The sequence below is a fragment of the Brevibacillus sp. NPDC003359 genome, assembly GCF_042878995.1.
Taxonomy (GTDB): Bacteria; Bacillota; Bacilli; order Brevibacillales; family Brevibacillaceae; genus Brevibacillus.
This window is the reverse complement of record NZ_JBIAOR010000003.1, coordinates 250,348-266,344: the sequence shown is the minus strand read 5'-3', so window position 1 is coordinate 266,344 and position 15,997 is coordinate 250,348. Positions and strand designations below refer to the sequence as shown.

Annotated in this window: 17 protein-coding genes; 6 read left to right on the top strand and 11 right to left on the bottom strand. The window is 47.8% G+C overall.

Annotation, left to right across the window (positions count from 1 at the left end; all coding sequences use genetic code 11):
- Positions 1–280 precede the first annotated feature (280 nt).
- Complete coding sequence (locus ACFYU8_RS12950) at positions 281–493, bottom strand: CstA-like transporter-associated (seleno)protein (RefSeq protein WP_390299236.1); 213 nt, start codon at positions 491–493, stop codon at positions 281–283.
- Positions 490–2,580, bottom strand: a complete 2,091-nt coding sequence (locus ACFYU8_RS12945) for a carbon starvation CstA family protein (RefSeq protein ID WP_390299233.1) — start codon at positions 2,578–2,580, stop codon at positions 490–492. Before ACFYU8_RS12945 ends, ACFYU8_RS12950 begins: the two co-directional genes overlap by 4 nt.
- A gap of 256 nt (positions 2,581–2,836) precedes the next feature.
- Between ACFYU8_RS12945 and ACFYU8_RS12940 the strand changes: the two genes are divergently transcribed.
- On the top strand, positions 2,837–3,322 hold the full coding sequence (locus ACFYU8_RS12940) for an LPXTG cell wall anchor domain-containing protein (protein ID WP_390299230.1): 486 nt from the start codon (positions 2,837–2,839) through the stop codon (positions 3,320–3,322).
- A 64-nt stretch (positions 3,323–3,386) separates the two neighbouring features.
- Here ACFYU8_RS12940 and ACFYU8_RS12935 read toward each other — a convergent pair whose 3' ends face one another.
- The 6 genes from ACFYU8_RS12935 to trxA all read right to left on the bottom strand — a co-directional run bounded on the left by ACFYU8_RS12935 (position 3,387) and on the right by trxA (position 9,343).
- Positions 3,387–4,169: a LytR/AlgR family response regulator transcription factor gene (locus ACFYU8_RS12935; protein WP_390299227.1), complete on the bottom strand. Its 783-nt coding sequence runs from the start codon at positions 4,167–4,169 to the stop codon at positions 3,387–3,389.
- Entirely contained in the window at positions 4,147–5,871 is a 1,725-nt protein-coding gene (locus tag ACFYU8_RS12930) for an ECF transporter S component (RefSeq protein WP_390299224.1), read from the bottom strand. Before ACFYU8_RS12930 ends, ACFYU8_RS12935 begins: the two co-directional genes overlap by 23 nt.
- A 154-nt stretch (positions 5,872–6,025) precedes the next feature.
- Positions 6,026–6,853: a GNAT family N-acetyltransferase gene (locus ACFYU8_RS12925; RefSeq protein WP_390299221.1), complete on the bottom strand. Its 828-nt coding sequence runs from the start codon at positions 6,851–6,853 to the stop codon at positions 6,026–6,028.
- A gap of 42 nt (positions 6,854–6,895) precedes the next feature.
- Positions 6,896–7,504: an RNA polymerase sigma factor gene (locus ACFYU8_RS12920; protein ID WP_390299218.1), complete on the bottom strand. Its 609-nt coding sequence runs from the start codon at positions 7,502–7,504 to the stop codon at positions 6,896–6,898.
- Between the two features lie 171 nt (positions 7,505–7,675).
- The gene (hppD, locus tag ACFYU8_RS12915; RefSeq protein WP_106837869.1) at positions 7,676–8,767 is read right to left on the bottom strand and encodes a 4-hydroxyphenylpyruvate dioxygenase; all 1,092 of its coding nucleotides are present in this window, start codon (positions 8,765–8,767) and stop codon (positions 7,676–7,678) included.
- A gap of 225 nt (positions 8,768–8,992) precedes the next feature.
- A complete protein-coding gene (gene trxA / locus ACFYU8_RS12910; protein WP_483862287.1) occupies positions 8,993–9,343 on the bottom strand; it encodes a thioredoxin in 351 nt (116 codons plus the stop codon).
- 274 nt (positions 9,344–9,617) lie between these two features.
- On the opposite strand from trxA, the gene ACFYU8_RS12905 reads away from it, so the two are divergent.
- The 4 genes from ACFYU8_RS12905 (at position 9,618) to ACFYU8_RS12890 (ending at position 11,475) form a co-directional block, all read left to right on the top strand.
- Positions 9,618–9,764, top strand: a complete 147-nt coding sequence (locus ACFYU8_RS12905; protein ID WP_390299212.1) for an HAD family hydrolase — start codon at positions 9,618–9,620, stop codon at positions 9,762–9,764.
- A 98-nt stretch (positions 9,765–9,862) separates the two neighbouring features.
- Positions 9,863–10,123 (top strand): HAD hydrolase family protein, encoded by a 261-nt coding sequence (locus tag ACFYU8_RS12900; protein ID WP_390299825.1) that lies wholly within the window; start codon positions 9,863–9,865, stop codon positions 10,121–10,123.
- 171 nt (positions 10,124–10,294) lie between these two features.
- Entirely contained in the window at positions 10,295–10,690 is a 396-nt protein-coding gene (locus tag ACFYU8_RS12895; RefSeq protein WP_390299208.1) for an RrF2 family transcriptional regulator, read from the top strand.
- A gap of 110 nt (positions 10,691–10,800) precedes the next feature.
- Positions 10,801–11,475, top strand: a complete 675-nt coding sequence (locus ACFYU8_RS12890; RefSeq protein ID WP_390299822.1) for a class I SAM-dependent methyltransferase — start codon at positions 10,801–10,803, stop codon at positions 11,473–11,475.
- A gap of 110 nt (positions 11,476–11,585) precedes the next feature.
- On the opposite strand, the gene ACFYU8_RS12885 is transcribed toward ACFYU8_RS12890, so the two are convergent.
- Positions 11,586–13,004, bottom strand: coding sequence for a hypothetical protein (locus tag ACFYU8_RS12885; protein WP_390299205.1), 1,419 nt, complete (start codon positions 13,002–13,004; stop codon positions 11,586–11,588).
- Between the two features lie 133 nt (positions 13,005–13,137).
- Here ACFYU8_RS12885 and ACFYU8_RS12880 point away from each other — a divergent pair, with 133 nt between their 5' ends.
- Positions 13,138–14,814: a M14 family metallopeptidase gene (locus ACFYU8_RS12880; RefSeq protein WP_390299202.1), complete on the top strand. Its 1,677-nt coding sequence runs from the start codon at positions 13,138–13,140 to the stop codon at positions 14,812–14,814.
- A gap of 72 nt (positions 14,815–14,886) precedes the next feature.
- Here ACFYU8_RS12880 and ACFYU8_RS12875 read toward each other — a convergent pair whose 3' ends face one another.
- Positions 14,887–15,051, bottom strand: a complete 165-nt coding sequence (locus ACFYU8_RS12875; RefSeq protein WP_390299199.1) for a hypothetical protein — start codon at positions 15,049–15,051, stop codon at positions 14,887–14,889.
- Entirely contained in the window at positions 15,032–15,976 is a 945-nt protein-coding gene (locus ACFYU8_RS12870) for a methyl-accepting chemotaxis protein (protein WP_390299196.1), read from the bottom strand. The genes ACFYU8_RS12875 and ACFYU8_RS12870 overlap by 20 nt, the downstream gene beginning before the upstream one ends.
- Positions 15,977–15,997 lie beyond the last annotated feature (21 nt).

Sequence of the window (15,997 nt, the reverse complement as noted above, 5' to 3'; positions counted from 1 at the left end):
CGCCCCCTTCTTCTAGAAAGAGAGGCTTCGACGTTTTATTTGAAAATGATGAGACAGCTCGTGCTACAAAACGGCCATGCTATATTATTTAGTGTACCATACTTTACCTGCTGTTACACCACACGTTAGCCATAGGGAATGTGCCTGAAATGTCGTTGTTTATCAAGACTTAAGTCATAATTCCCCCATGAAAGCGCCCGACCATCGTCCAATAACACGGAAAAAGGATGCCTCCCTCGTCATCTCTGACCTTGGAGACACCCCTTTTTGTATGGCTACTTTAGCAGCAACGAGTCACGCCACCTTTTTCAAACCGTTCGGTCAATGCGTACATGTAGTACTCACGCTCTGTCATCGGAAATATACCGGGTGCCCCATGCGTCTCGTACCAATGGGCGAGGTAGCGGTCGTAGTCGGGCATTCCGAAAATGGTTTTAATGGCAGAGCTCACTTTGCGCATGGCCTTTCGAATGGCTCTTAGCTTGCTCCTCATGCTACGTGATGGCCTTTCCCGTCAAATACATTTCCTTTGGACTTGATGTACGGCGACTCCTGCAACGGATATTGCTTGCCGCGGAGAATATTGATCCATACCCGTGCTCCGTCGAGAATGATCCCAATCGTAATGACCATGAAGATCGCACATACCACCGCATCGATCTGGTCGTTGAAGATCATTTTTTGTGCAGCTTCCACCGTTTTTACTCCTTTTGGCAACGTACCGGCATCCAGTGCCTTTTGGAATGCTTCTGCATGCGAGAGGAACCCGATTTTGGGATCAGGATGGAACAGCTTTTGCCAGCCCGCTGTCAGCGTCGCAGTCGTCAGCCAAGCCATCGGTACGAGTGTGATCCATGAGTAGGCGGCTTTGCCCATTTTGAAAATAATCGTCGTTCCCACCGTAAACGCAATCGCGGCGAGCATCTGGTTGGCGATACCAAAGAGCGGCCACAGGGTGTAAATGCCTCCCAACGGGTCCATGACACCTTGGAGCAGGAAGTATCCCCATCCGATGGTAATGATCCCAGAACCAATCAGATTACCTGGCAGCCAGTTGACTTCCTTCATTTTCGGAATGACGTTGCCGAGCATGTCTTGTACCATAAATCGACCGACACGCGTACCGGCATCAATGGTTGTCAAAATAAATACAGCCTCAAACAAAATTGCAAAGTGATACCAGAATGCCATCAACGCCTTACCACCCAATACGCCAGAGAAGATCGTCGCCATCCCGATTGCCAGTGACGGCGCTCCGCCCGTCCGTGAGAGGATCGTCTTCTCTTGAATATCGTTGGCGAGTGTCGTTAATTGATCAGGTGTTACCGTATAGCCCCAGCCCGTTATCGTAGTCGCAACCTGGACGGTGTCCACACCAATCGCTGCAGCAGGCGAGTTGATCGCAAAATAGACGCCGGGAGTGAGCACGCACGCTGCAATCATCGCCATAATGGCGACACCAGACTCCATCAGCATGCCTCCATAACCGATCAATGGCGCATGCGATTCCTTCGCGATCATCTTTGGCGTCGTTCCGGATGATACGAGTGAATGGAATCCCGATACGGCTCCGCATGCAATGGTAATAAACAGGAAGGGGAATAGATTTCCTGCGAAAACAGGGCCTGTTCCATCAATGAACTTCGTCAGTGCAGGCATTTGTAATGGCGGCAGCGTCAACACGATCCCCACCGCCAACACCGCAATCGTCCCTACTTTTAAGAATGAGCTGAGATAATCACGCGGTGCCAGCAGCAGCCACACTGGCAAAACCGATGCAATAAAGCCGTACACAATAATCATCCAGGCGAGCTGTACCTTGGAAAACGTGAAGGCTGGTCCCCATGTTGGCGAGGCAGCAACGATTTGACCGAGCCAGAGGGAAAAGAACAACAGGGCCAGCCCGATGATCGATCCCTCTAATACCTGCCCTGGTCGTATATACCGCATGTACAAGCCCATCAATATTGCGATAGGCAACGTCATGAATATCGTAAAGGTAGCCCACGGCGATTCAGCAAGAGCGTTCACAACAACCATCGCCAAAACAGCAATCAGGATAATCATAATGGCAATAATACCAATCAAAGCGAGCGCTCCGCCTACAGGACCGATCTCTTCCTTGGCAATTTGACCGAGAGTCTTTCCGTTGCGACGCATCGATCCGAACAAAATAATGAAGTCCTGCACCGCTCCACCGATCACGACCCCGACAATAATCCAGATCGTTCCCGGCAAATATCCCATTTGCGCAGCCAGCGTAGGACCTACGAGTGGGCCTGCACCTGCAATCGCAGCGAAATGGTGCCCAAACAACACCCATTTGTTCGTTGGCACGAAGTCTTTGCCGTCGTTGTTCACTTCTGCCGGAGTAGCGCGATTGTCATCGAGCGCCATTAATTTTTTGGCTATGAATTTGCTGTAAAAACGATAAGCTACAGCATAAGTGCAGAATGCGGCTGTCAGTAACCAGAACGAGTTGACTGATTCCCCTTGCCAGAGTGCTATCATCCCGAATCCGACAGCACCCAATGCAGCTATCCCGCCCCAAATAAGGAGGGAAAGTAGCCATTTCTTCATCCGAGTCGCCTCCTTTTATTTATCAAATATTCAGTCAACAGACCTTAGAAAAAGGTATCACATCGGACAAATTGCTAACATATAAAATGGCTGAACCGTACAAAAACAGGCACAAGCTGCACCATCCTCGCTTGAGTGTAAACGCATTCAATTTAGGGACGTAGAAAGTCTCCGCCCCGAGTCCGATCCAAATTCCTCCACAATATGTTAAAGTTATACACAAATTGGTATGGAAACCAAAAAGGAGAATACGCACATGCGACATATCGGGGGATACATCATTATCGGAATCGGAGCGATATTTGTTCTGGCAACCTACCTGAACATACCGCTCGCGATGGACTTGCTATGGCCAGTCTTTCTTCTCATTCCAGCAATCGGGTTTCATATTTTCTTCTTTATGAATCCGCAGCCACATCGGGCTGGATTACTCGTACCAGGCGGGATCTTGCTCGTCTACGCCCCACTCTTCTTTTTCAGCCAGCTATTTTTTGGCGGGGATATGAGCACGACGTGGCCCTTTTTCCTAATTGGTCCTGCCGTTGGGCTTACCGAGCTGTACATATTTGGCAATCGCAAACCCGCTCTCTTGATCCCCATCGGCATTCTCACCGTCATTGCCATCGTGTTTTTGATCGCGAACCTGGCGTCTACCCAAGTAGGCGGCATCCTCGGCTTGCTCCTGATCGTATTGGGCGGAATTATGGTGACGCGAAAGAAAAACGATCACTATCCCATGTAAGCAGTCGGAAAAGAACAGACCAATCCCATACTCCCAACCGGGATACAGGATTGGTCTGTTTGCTTTAAAACCCCAATCGCTTCTTCAATTCCTTCACGACATTGCGGCTGACAGGCACCTCTGTTTTGCGCTGATCCTGCATGACCAAATGAATCGAGCCTTTGAACCAAGGAACGAGCTCTGCCGTTTTGGATAAATTGACAATAAAAGCGCGATGCGTCCGAAAAAACTGCTGGCGTGACAGCCTGCTCTCCAACTCCTGCAACGTAAACGTGGTCGCATATTGCTCACCTGCTGTATAAATACTCGCATACCTTCCTTCCAAAGTGGCATAGACGATTTCGTTTGGATCAATCAGCATGATCTTTCCGTTTTTCTCCACCGGGACACGCCGCGGCTGAGTATCGACCAGCACATTTTGCAGAAGGGACCGTAGCCTTTCCTCCAGCATCGGTGCCGCATTTATTGCAGGCTCACTTTTCCGCATCATTTTTCGTACCCGGTTCATCGTCTTTTCCAGCCGCATTTCGCTGAAAGGCTTGACGATATAATCGACGGCTTCAGCCTCAAATGCTCGGACCGCATGAAAATCATACGCACTTGCAAAGATGATGACAGGAGGATTGACCATGGATTCCAGAAGCTCCTGCCCCACGTCGACACCATCCCGGTCTTGCAGATGGATGTCCAAAAAGACCGCATCCGGTTCTGTCTGAAGAACCGCCTCCAACGCCTCTTCCCCACTGCCCGCCTCTCCTACTACAGACACTTCCGAAAACTGCTCCAGCAAATACCTCAGTTCTTCTCTGGCTGGCGTCTCATCATCAACGATGAACACTTTGAGCACTGACGTTCACCCCTATTGGTAATTGTATGGTGCATGTTGTGCCGCTCCCGCTTTTGCTCTCGATCACGATTCCATACGGATCTCCGTAGATCGACTGGAGACGACTTTTTACATTGGCAAGGCCGATCCCAGATAATTGCCGCCCTTTACTCCTCTCTGCAATGGCTGGCTCGAATGGGTCCCCATCCATTCCAACTCCATTGTCTGCCACTGTCAACTCGACGATTTGCTTTTCTTTGCGGCGCGCACGGATCACTACGGTTCCCCCTTCGCGCTTGGGCAACAGCCCGTGCTTGACCGCATTTTCTACCAGCGGCTGCAAAATCAGTCCCGGCACAGTAAAGCGCTCCACCCCATCCTCGATGTCGTACTCTACATGGAGCTTGTCCCCAAACCTCGCACGTTCGATCGCCAAATACGCTTCGATATGCTCCAGCTCACGCGCCAGACTGACATATCCGCCAGAGTCATGCAAATTACGCCGGAAGTACTCCCCCAAATGAATCAACAGCTCACGGGCCTGTTCGGGACGGAAGCGAATAAACGAAACGATCGTATTCAGCGCATTAAACAAGAAATGAGGGTTGATCTGGGCATGCAAGGCTTTAATTTCTGCATCTGCCAACAGACGGGACTGCTTTTCAAGCTCAGCCAGTTCGAGCTGACTCGATATCAGGTTCCCCAATCCACGTACGAGTTCCAAGTCCACAGCAGAAAGTTTGCGAGAACGATCTTGATACAGCTTGAGCACGCCTGCCACTTCACGTCTTCGCATCAAGGGTACGAGGATCGCATAGCGCAAGGAACAATTTGTCTCCCTGCACCCAATCTCTTCCTTGGTTTGGGCAATCTTTACTTCTTTGGTCGATAAAACTTCACGGGTCGCCTTGGTTGTGATACCTTCTCCCACTACATGATGGGACGAGCCTGCGCCAACGTGCGCAAGCACAGAGCGCGTATCGGTAATCGCTACCGCAGCTACACGCGTTGTCCGCAATATTTCCTCCGCTACCTTTTGGGCAGAGTTATACGTCAGTCCTTGACGCAAATAAGATAGCGTTTTGTCCGCTACTTGCAGCGTTCGCTGGGCTTGGAGCGCCCCGATCCGATCTTCTTCCTTTTTTGCCAAGTCAATAATAATGATCAATATAGCAATTCCGACCGAGTTGACGATAGACATCGGTACACTAATGGCCTGCACCAATGCCAATGCGTCTGCGTAAGGACGTGCGATGAGCAAAACAATTCCCATTTGCAGCCACTCCGCAAAAAAACCGACGACGAGTGCTGTCGTCCACCCGATTTTTTTGCTACGGTTACGGCGGAACTGATAGATTAATCCCGCAAACAAGCCCTCGCTTATCGTTGAGATGGCACAAGCCAAATCCGTAAAGCCCCCCAATGAATAACGATGAATCCCCGCAATCAGCCCTGTCATCAGCCCAACCCCGGGGCCAGCCAGCAAGCCTGCCACGACAGTCCCGATCACACGTGAATTCGCAATCGCATCCTGATACCAGATGCCATTATAGGTACCCAGTATGGAAATAGCAGAAAAAATGACGACCATCAGTGCTTTTTCTCGCCACGTCGCTTGCTGGTTCAATATGCTGCGAAATGCGCGTACACGCGTAAACAACAAGGCCGCCACTATCAAAACAGCTGTCCGTTCCGTCAATGGAACCATTAATGCCATATTCATTGGTTCATCCCTTTCGTGTCGCTACCCGCTGTTCGTTTATATAACTAATCAAAATATTCACTTTTCACCTCGGTTTTCCCTTTTACTTCTCTTCCTTTCCTACTAAAAAAGGTTGCCGAAATGATTTCGACAACCTGTGATTACTCTTATTGTATTAGTATTCGAACTCCAGTATTTTACACTTTTCCTTCGGTTCAAATCCTAGCTTTGTCCCCAGACGTACCGACTCCTCATTGGTCAGAAGTGTGGTCCAGTGCGGTGTCAGTCCATGTGCCATGCAATGCTCCAGATACGCCGCACAAACAAGCGTAGCATAGCCTTTGTTCATGTCTGCTTCCTCGTACGTTTCCACGCTAATTTCATGGTCACGCTCATGGACACAGCAAGACAGGCAAGCACTCACAATCGTATTTCCTTTGCATACGCAAAAACCCACACCCCACTGCAAAAAATCATCCACCGAATGATAGAATTCTTCTACTACCTCTATCAAGATGTTGTCAGGGTCGTTTTCCATGATAACTGCATCGATTTTTTTCAACGTGTATCCTTCGGGCAGAGGGCGATAGCTGTCCTTTCGCGCTTGGAATTGCGCGGGATTGAACTGATAGTAATACTCCCAATCCGTTTCTATCTCTCGATGCGAGATAGCTTTGGTCACTGCCTTTTCCCATGCTTCATCTGGCACAACCGCCAGAAAATGAGTGCCTCCACACGATTCGGTCGTATATTTGCGCAATTCTCCCTCAATAAAGGCACCCAGATCCGCTGTGAACGCTCCATTGGCAGCATCTCCTACGAAGATGCTGATCACGCCGGTTTGATCGACCAGTGCTGTCCGAGGCTGCTCTACATCGTCTACGTAAATCGCTCCTCGATTTGTCCCCTTGATAATCGCATGGATGGTCAGATCGTTCACGTTGTCAGGTGACAGCAACGATTTGATTTTTGGATAATCTTTTGGTTCTAATCTATGAATCATCGCATATACGGCCCTTTCTCTTTCTTTTTGTCATCTGCGTACTTATGCGGCTGATAGCGGAGCGAAGTCATTCAGATTCAGACTCAGCTTCCGCATAATAGTCGGGTCATGATCCACGTTCCTTTCCTGGGAGGATTCCAGCTCTTCTGCAAGTAGCACGCGAGCGCGGTGCAGCCGGGATTTCACTGTGCCCTCAGGGACACCTACGCGCAAGGCGACTTCTTTGATCAGCAAATCCTCGTAATAGTGAAGCCAAACGACAATGCGCAGCTCATGCTCCAGCTTCCATACTGCCTCTGTTAGTTCAACGGCATCGTAGGGAGCCTGTACAGCTTTCTCCTCTATTTGTAACGGAGACAACACTACGGTTGAACTTCGCTTCTTTTTTCGCTGCCATTGTCTGCATTCGTTTATGAGAATTCGGACCATCCATGTTTTGAAATAAGCAGGCTCTCGCAGCGTACAGATGGCTCTGAATGCTTTCAACACGGTATCCTGCACCACATCGGCACAATCCTCGTCCCGCCCGACATAGGTTCGTGCCAAGCTATACAAGGTACGCTCGTACAATTGAATGACTCTAGCAAAAGCTTCTACGCTACCGTCCTGTGCCAGCTGAATGTCTTGCTGAACTTCCATCTTGATGCTCACATTGCATAAACCTCCTTTTTTCTCCAATATTTGGTTCCTACTAGTATAGATGACAGAGGCGATTTAATGGTTCATGAGATTTTATATTTTCTGCTTCGCGAACACAAAAAAGACCATCTCTTCAGCGTTTTCAGCCTGAGATGGTCTTGTCATGCTCGTTACATCAATGAATTACAGATTACCTCTGCGCTCCTGCTCGCGCTCCAGCGCCTCGAACAGTGCCTTGAAGTTGCCATTCCCGAAGCCGCGCGCTCCTTTGCGCTGGATAATCTCGATAAACAGCGTCGGACGGTCTACAATCGGCTTGCTGAACAATTGCAAGAGATAGCCTTCGTCGTCTCTGTCAACCAATACCCCCAGCTTTCTCAACGCCTCGATGTCTTCATCAATTTCCCCTACGCGTTCCTTCAAATCTTCGTAGTATGCATCTGGCACCATGAGGAAATCTACACCGTTATCACGCAGCTTCGATACGGTATCAATGATATCGTTGGTCAGGATGGCAATATGCTGTACTCCTGGCCCTTTGTAGAACTCCAAAAACTCTTGAATCTGCGACTTGCGGCGTCCTTCTGCCGGCTCATTAATCGGGAACTTGATGCGTCCTGTTCCACTTTGCATCACTTTGGACATGAGCGCAGAATACTCCGTCGAGATGTCGTCCTCACTGAAATTTTGTACGGCTGTAAAGCCCATGACCTTTTGATAGTATTCCACCCACTCATCCATGACCTCGACGTTACCGACGATGTGGTCGATGCCGATGATACCCGTACTCTCCCCTTTGATTGAAGATTGGTACGCTTTATAGCCTGGGAAGAATGGTCCGTTGTAATTTTTCCGTTCGATAAAGGAGTGAATGTTTTCTCCGTACGTACCGATAATCGCTTTTTTGACCGTCCCGAATTCATCGGTGTACTCAGTCGGTTCCATAATCGGGATTGCTCCGCGAGAAACTGCCTCCCGGTAAGCCTGTTCACAATCCTCTACACGCAGAGCAACGTCTTTGACTCCGTCGCCATGCTTTTTCACAAATTCAGCGATCGGGCTGTCAGGCGTAAGCGCCCCACTGATCACGAACGTCATATGCTTCTGCTTCAAGACGTAGGAAACCTTTTCCCGAGAGCCTGTCTCCAAGCCCGCATAGGCTACTGCTTCAAAACCAAACGCATTTGTGAAATAGTGCATCGCTTGTTTCGCGTTACCCGTATAAAACTCCAGGTAGTCCCAGTCCTGAATCGGGAAAAAATCAGTATTGCTCATTACCTACCCCTCCGCTTTCCATTTCGATTATTGACATTATTTTGTTAATTGGGATTATTTTGTCGTTATCTTGAGAGTACATTGGAAGCGCTTCCTCATGCAAGAACACGGAACAACGCGAAAACGCTCAAACGCTTTCATTTATTAAAGTACGCATACGAGTAACAACTGGATACCAAAAAGCCACCGATCAAGTTGATCGATGGCTTTCGCTGCGTTTTCCGGCTACCTATGATTGAAAACAAATCGTTTCAGTTCTGTTAGAGGAAGAGCTCCTATAACTTTGTCGATCTGTTCCCCGTTTTTTAGCAAAATGGTCGTTGGCAAACTCATGATGCCATACTGATTGGCAATCTCCGTTTGTTCATCGACATTGACCTTTAGGACTCTCACTTCTTTACTGTGCTCCGCATCAAACGATTCGAGTATCGGCCCAAAAAAACGGCATGGCCCGCACCAAGGTGCCCAAAAATTGACGAGAGTATAACCTTCACTTTTTACATCTTGTTGAAACGTAGTGTCCGTCGTATTGCAAATGCTCATTTGTACTTTCCTCCCCTTATTACTATTGAACAGTTATTTAAAACAACCATTACAGACCCTCAATATCTTCGATAGAGACAAAAAATAACTCGCTGTACCTGGTCATTTCAAACAACTCATTCATAGACTTCTTATATCTATAATATCCCTTAAATTGTTTTTGTGTCAAGTTGCCTCATCCTAAAATAGGCACCGAAAGTGCAGATGAACGCACAAACTGTTCACTGAAAATAATGTTTTTGACTCGAAAAATGAAGTGTTAGACTGTTAAAATATAGTAATAGACTGAGTTGAATGGGGAAAACTTATGAAGCCTAAGGTGATCGTATTGGATTTAGATGGGACTCTTCTCAATTCCAAAAAACAAATATCGAAAAGAAATATGCTTGCTCTACAGAAGGTGAAAAGAATTGGTTGCTTCTATCTTCGATTATTGTCTATCGGTAGACCCTGAAGCCAATATTAGTGTTGAAGTCAAAGATGAATGGATCACATATAAATCGTTGGATTATAGAGAAATGATGAAGACTACAACAAATCCAATAATCATTAATAACCGATTGGAATGATTCTGAACCTATTATTAATAAGTTTGGGGACCAGGTTAATATTATGAGGACAGATGATGGAAAGTTGATTCAAATCATGTCTGTAAAAGCATCAAAAGAAAATGCAGTTAACTATTTGATTGAATCTCAGGGCAATAAAATGAGTGATGTAATGTGCTTTGGTGATGACTTCAATGATAATGATGGAGTGGCTATCCTATTAGAAAGAATCCTAGGTATTTCGCAAAAGCAGGCTAATCTTTAGCTAGCACCTATTCACACTGCCTGCAATTCCACCAAAATGGGATCATTCGTTCAATAAAAACAGCGGTTAGTCTAAGACTTTATTTTCAACGAACACGAACTACGCTTCCCCTTGCCCACACTTCCAATTAACTTTATGATGGATGTATTAAGTCCATAATTGAGGTGTCTTATGAAGTATTCACAGGCAACAGACTATGCCCTCCATGCGATTCTCTATCTGGTGGCAGAAGCGCCTGATAAACCCGTGAGTGTACAGCTTTTAGCAGAGAAGCTAGGCGTTTCTCAAACGTACTTATCTAAAATGCTGACGAAACTCGTAAAGGCTGGGTTAATCCACTCGGTATCTGGCGCAAATGGCGGATACAAGCTCAAACGCAACCAGGATGATATATCGTTTCTGGATGTTATTCAAGCCATTGAAGGGAATACCTCCTTGTTTGAATGCAGCTTCCACCATGATAGTGCCTGTTTGATTCAACAGGTTGTGGCTGACGCTGAGCGACAAATGGTGCAATCGCTGAAGAGTAAAAAAATTGCTGACTTGGTTCCGCATATCCGAAAATAACGTCATGACCGTTCGACGTGAAACAACCTCAAAGAAAAGCTCCGGCCGCTTCGACCGGAGTTTTTCTTCATAACGGTAACGTTCTATCGATGGGAAAGGTGTGGATAATGATGAGCCAATGGACAGAGCAAGCCGCTAAGCAATGGGATCAGTTTGCCGGCGACTGGCGAAAAAGAAGTGATCATATGTGGGAAAAAGGCAGCCGCAGCACCATCCTCCCCTTTTTTATGAAGCATGTACCTGTCGGATCTGTACTCGATGCAGGATGTGGTGACGGCTATGCCAGTTGCAAGCTTGCAGAGCAGGGCTATCAGGTGGAGGGCATCGACATTGCCGGGGAAATGATCCGCCTCGCTCATGACCGGGTCATTTCCTTCCCGGGCTCTGTTCATTTTCAGACAGGAGACATCAGCAACCTTCCTTTTGCGAATGATTCATTCTCCGGTGTGCTCTCCATTAATGTAGTGGAATTCACGCCGTCTCCACTTCAGGCACTCAAGGAGCTTCACCGTGTGCTCGCTCCCGGTGGAATTCTCCTCTTGGGTATCCTCGGTCCTACAGCGGGCCCACGCGCTCATAGCTATCGCAGACTGTATGAAGAGACGACGATCCAAAATACGATGATGCCATGGGAAGCCAAGCAATTGGCGAGCGAAAATGGCTTCACTCTGCTGGGAGAAGAACCTGTCTACAAAGAAGGAATTACCCCTGATATCGCGGGCCGTTTAAGCGTAGAGCTGCGGGAGGCTGTCAGCTTTTTGACCTTGTTTGCTTTGCAGAAATAGATACTGCACCTCTCTCTGAGTGTTACGATGCACTTGTCGATACATGCAAAAAAACCCGTAAGAAAGTCACTATTTTCAAGTGTCCTTCGTACGGGTCACAACTCCATCTGTTAACGGTACTGAATATTATTCAGCTGCATCCACATTAATTTACTGTCAATCAACATCGTAATGGTCATCTCATCCATTCCATGCAGTTGACGGTACAAGCGCTGGGTTTCGATCAAGTCATTGTAGGTCAAGAACGGATAGTCCGGTCTGCCGAATGTCCCGTCTGGAAAGTATGCGTAATGTAAATCGCCATTTCCGAGTATCCACTGCGATCCAAGGTTTACCACACCGTAGAGCATGATGTCTGCTAAGTCTCTGTCTGTCCGGTCCCCGAATTGCAGGTAGTTTTTGTAGAGAAAATTGATTTCCGCCAACTGATGGTTCAAAGAAACATGTGTCTGAATCATTGGATTCGTTGCTGTCGCATAGTCGGCAACCAGCCACCCTTGCTGTATACCAGCGATCGTAAAATGGTTCATGGCTGCGTGATTGTGAAAGTAAGAAGCATATTTTTTCGCAGATTGGCAAAAGTCCTTTTCTTGATACTGATCACAGCCCCGCAACATCAGATCAGCCGCTCCTGTGTTGAATCTCGTATCATAAAAGCCCTCTGGTATCCCGTAATCGCCGCTTAACCACAAGGAGCGTGGCTGCGTCTTCCAGTACCCCTCAGGCTCCTGCTGTTTCAGGCTCGCTTTCAGCATCACATAGCCCATATCCCGGGCAGCCTTGCTTCCACCCGTATATAAAAAGGAGCGAAGGACATAATTTTCGGGAATCCGCCAAAAGGAGGACTCCGAAGTCGGCTCGTACGTTGAAGGGCTTTGGTAGTAATACCCATCGTACAGCCATTTTGCCTTTTCCGTAACGTCCAAGTTTAGCCAGACGCTGTCAATCGATTGCTCTCCCCAAGGAACGAGTGGCTCTCTCGAATCGAGCGCCCACATTTCGCTGATAAATCCTGCTTTCATCGGCATCTTGATCACTAGCTCGACACCAGAAGACGTCTGTTTTACTTCGATCGGCAACGCTAATGCCGGTTTTTCTTCAATCGTGGCTCTGCCTTTATCCACGTAAGTAATGGGCTTACCTACCCAAATATACCTGCCCTCCGTCTCTACAAAACCAGAGGAAAGCGGAAGTGTCTGGACTTGATCAAGCGTGACAACCTTCCAATATGGTTTCTTCGACTCATCATAGGCTCGATAACGGAACATCATGTTCTGACTGTTGCCCTGAATCGGGATCGTGAAAACGTAGGGCATCATATTGCGCTGACCTGTGATTTTATGGGCCCAATACGTAACACCATCTGGGAATCGAAATTCTTGTTTTTGGTGGATCGCACCATTCAGGTGCTCAACATTCTCTGTTTCTGTTGGTTTTTTCCATTCATTTGCAGAAATATGGCTCGGAAAGAAACTGCTTACGGCGATGGCCGTCATCAAAAGGAGCATTCTGCTGATTTTTCTGACCATGTCATCCCCCTATTCTAGTAAAGCAGAACCGAAAGTCCTACTTTAAAATGAATATTTTGTAGCGATTATTATTTTTATAATAATCTGATAAATTAATCATAGGTGTCTAACTTTATTTCGCAGGAGGGAATTTATGGACAAGAAAGTACGCTACGCTGTTTCTACTGCACTCGTAATATCTCTGTTCACCAGCCCCTCATTGATCCATGCCACCCAAGCTGATCCACACACCCCAATTCCTTATTACGGAATGGGACCAACCTATGTACAGCCTGCACAGATTGAGAGCTTGTTTCCCAAGCCAACTATCCAGTTTGGGACACCCGGTTTCCAAGAAGGAAAAGAAGCTTTTACATCCCAGGAAGAAATGATGGCTTACATAAGCAAATTAGCAGCAGGCAACAAGGAAATCAAGCTGCTATCCATCGGTACATCATTGGAAGGTCGTGATATCCCCCTGCTTCTGTTCAGCAAAGACCACAACAACAAGATCAATCAAAACAAGGAGAAACCACTCATCTGGCTACAGGCACAAATTCACGGAAATGAACCCGCCTCTGGTGAATCTGCTCTTGTGATCGCCAAATGGCTGGCAGAAGGAAAACTTGGCGCCGACCTCCTGGATACAGTAAACGTCGCGATCATTCCTCGCATCAACCCAGATGGCTCCTACCAGTTCAAACGCTACATCGCGACCGAGCTGGATGCCAACCGCGACTACATGAAGGTAGAATACCCAGAGGTACAAGCGGTTCACCAAGCCATCAACACCTATCAACCTGATGTGGTGCTTGACGCCCATGAATACGGCGTCTCTTCCAGCCAGCTTCGCGATGTTGGGGAAAAAGGCGCGATCTCTTCCTACGATGTTCTGATCTCCTCTGCGAAAAACTTGAATATTCCCGCCAACCTGCGCAAAATGTCAGACAACCTGCTCTTGGCTGACGTTCAAAAAGCACTCGATAAGGAGCAACTTTCTCATCACGCTTACTATACGCTGGCAAAAGGCAAGGACGGTAAAGTAACCGCAACAGAAGGCAGCACAGAGACAAGAATCGGACGCAATGCCTTAGGTCTGAAAAACACGTTGACGTTTTTGGTGGAAACGCGCGGCATCGGCATTGGACGCGCCGATTTTGAGCGTCGTGTATACAGTCAAGCCATGACTCACGCTGCTGTCATCCAATCAACAGCGGCCAACGCCAAAGCAATCAAGTCAGCCGTGACCCAGGCACGCGCAGAAATCACGGAAAAAGGCAAAAAAGCAAACGACAACGACAAACTCGTCATCCTGAGTGAAAATAAGCGAGTGCCGGGTCAGTCTCTCGAGGTGGTTGATCTAGCCACTGCAAAAAAAGTGTCTACCCCCATCGACTGGGTGAGCTCCACAGAGGCCTATCCCGTACTCGAACGCGAGCGCCCCACTGCTTATCTCATGCCTCCTGCCTACCATGACGTTGCCGCCAAGCTGGAACTGCTCGGTGTTTCGGTAACCAAACTATCGAAAGAAACAACCTTAGCAGTAGAAAGCTACACCATTTTGGAAAACAAGGTGAATACGATTTACGAGAATGGGCATTACACCAATCAAGTGACAGCAAATGTAACAGAAACAACGAAAACCTTTCCTGCGGGTAGCTACGTGTTCAGCATGGCCCAGCCAAACGCCAACTTCATTGCACTGGCCCTGGAACCGGAATCCGTAGACAGCTACGTTTCGTTTAACTTCTTGGCCGTTGAAAAAGGCGATGAAGTCCCGGTCTATCGCTATATGCTGGAGCAATCGCTACCCACCACACAAAAGAACTAAAAGAAAAATTCCCCTCTCTAAAGTTAGACTCCTGAGAGGGGAATTTTGTTACATGTATGGGCTTACTTTATTTCAATCACTTCTTGGGCGCGCAGCTTCAATGCTCGCATTCAGTCCCACAATGTTACTTTGATCAGCGATTTTTTTCACGGCGAGTGTCATTTGCAAAAAAGTCCGCATCGCTTGGATACGGACTCCTGATTCTTTCTGCTTATGATCACAATAATGTTTTGACATCCTTTACGCTCTTCGCGAGCATTTGCTCTACTGCGTTTGCGTCCCTCACGTGCTTGGTCAAGCCTTCATTCAGCTCGTCCAGCAAGCCCTTTGCATCACTTACCTGTTGGGACACATCGTCAGCAAACCGCTTTTGGTGCGCGATGATTTCCATCACGCTTGACACTTCGACGTTCAGTGCCTGGAAAGCGTTCACGATCTGATCCGTCTTCTCCGCAGCATCCTTGCTGATGGAAAGTCCATTTTTGATCGCACTGCTGCTTTTTTCACTGTTGGACAACGCTTCTTTTGTTTCTTCCTGAATCTTGCCGATCAATTCTGCAATCGTCTTGGTCGAATTCGCTGTCATCTCTGCCAGCTTCCGTACTTCATCTGCTACTACAGCAAAGCCTCGGCCTTGTTCACCCGCACGTGCCGCTTCTATCGCTGCATTCAAAGCGAGAAGGTTGGTCTGATTGGCAATGTCGCTGATCACCTTGACGATACTTGTAATTTCCGAAGAGCGCTCTTCCAAGCGGCTCATGGACTTGGACGTATGAACCGATTCTTTGTCGAGGAGACTCATGACTTCCACAACGTCCGTCATAGCCTTTTTGCCTTCATCTGCACGCGCTACCGATTGTCTACAGATGTCTGTCAGGCGCTCTCCTCGAATCGACAACTGGTTCGCAGATTCATCATCCCTCTCATTAATGGTCTGGATATTATCTACGACACGCTGCATCCTCGTCACCAATCGCGCCATTTGATCGTGTTCGGCGTTTACCGCTTGGTTCGAAGAAAGGATCGCACCAATTTGTTCGTAAATACCGCGAAGCTCATGTTTCCAAGCGTCTTGCTGCCCTGCCATTGTGGTAGTGGGAGTTGCCACTGTCGTCGCTGCTATCTCTTTTTCTGCTAGGCCTTTGTCTTTTTTCCAAAACATCCGCTTCCCTCTCCTTTGTAC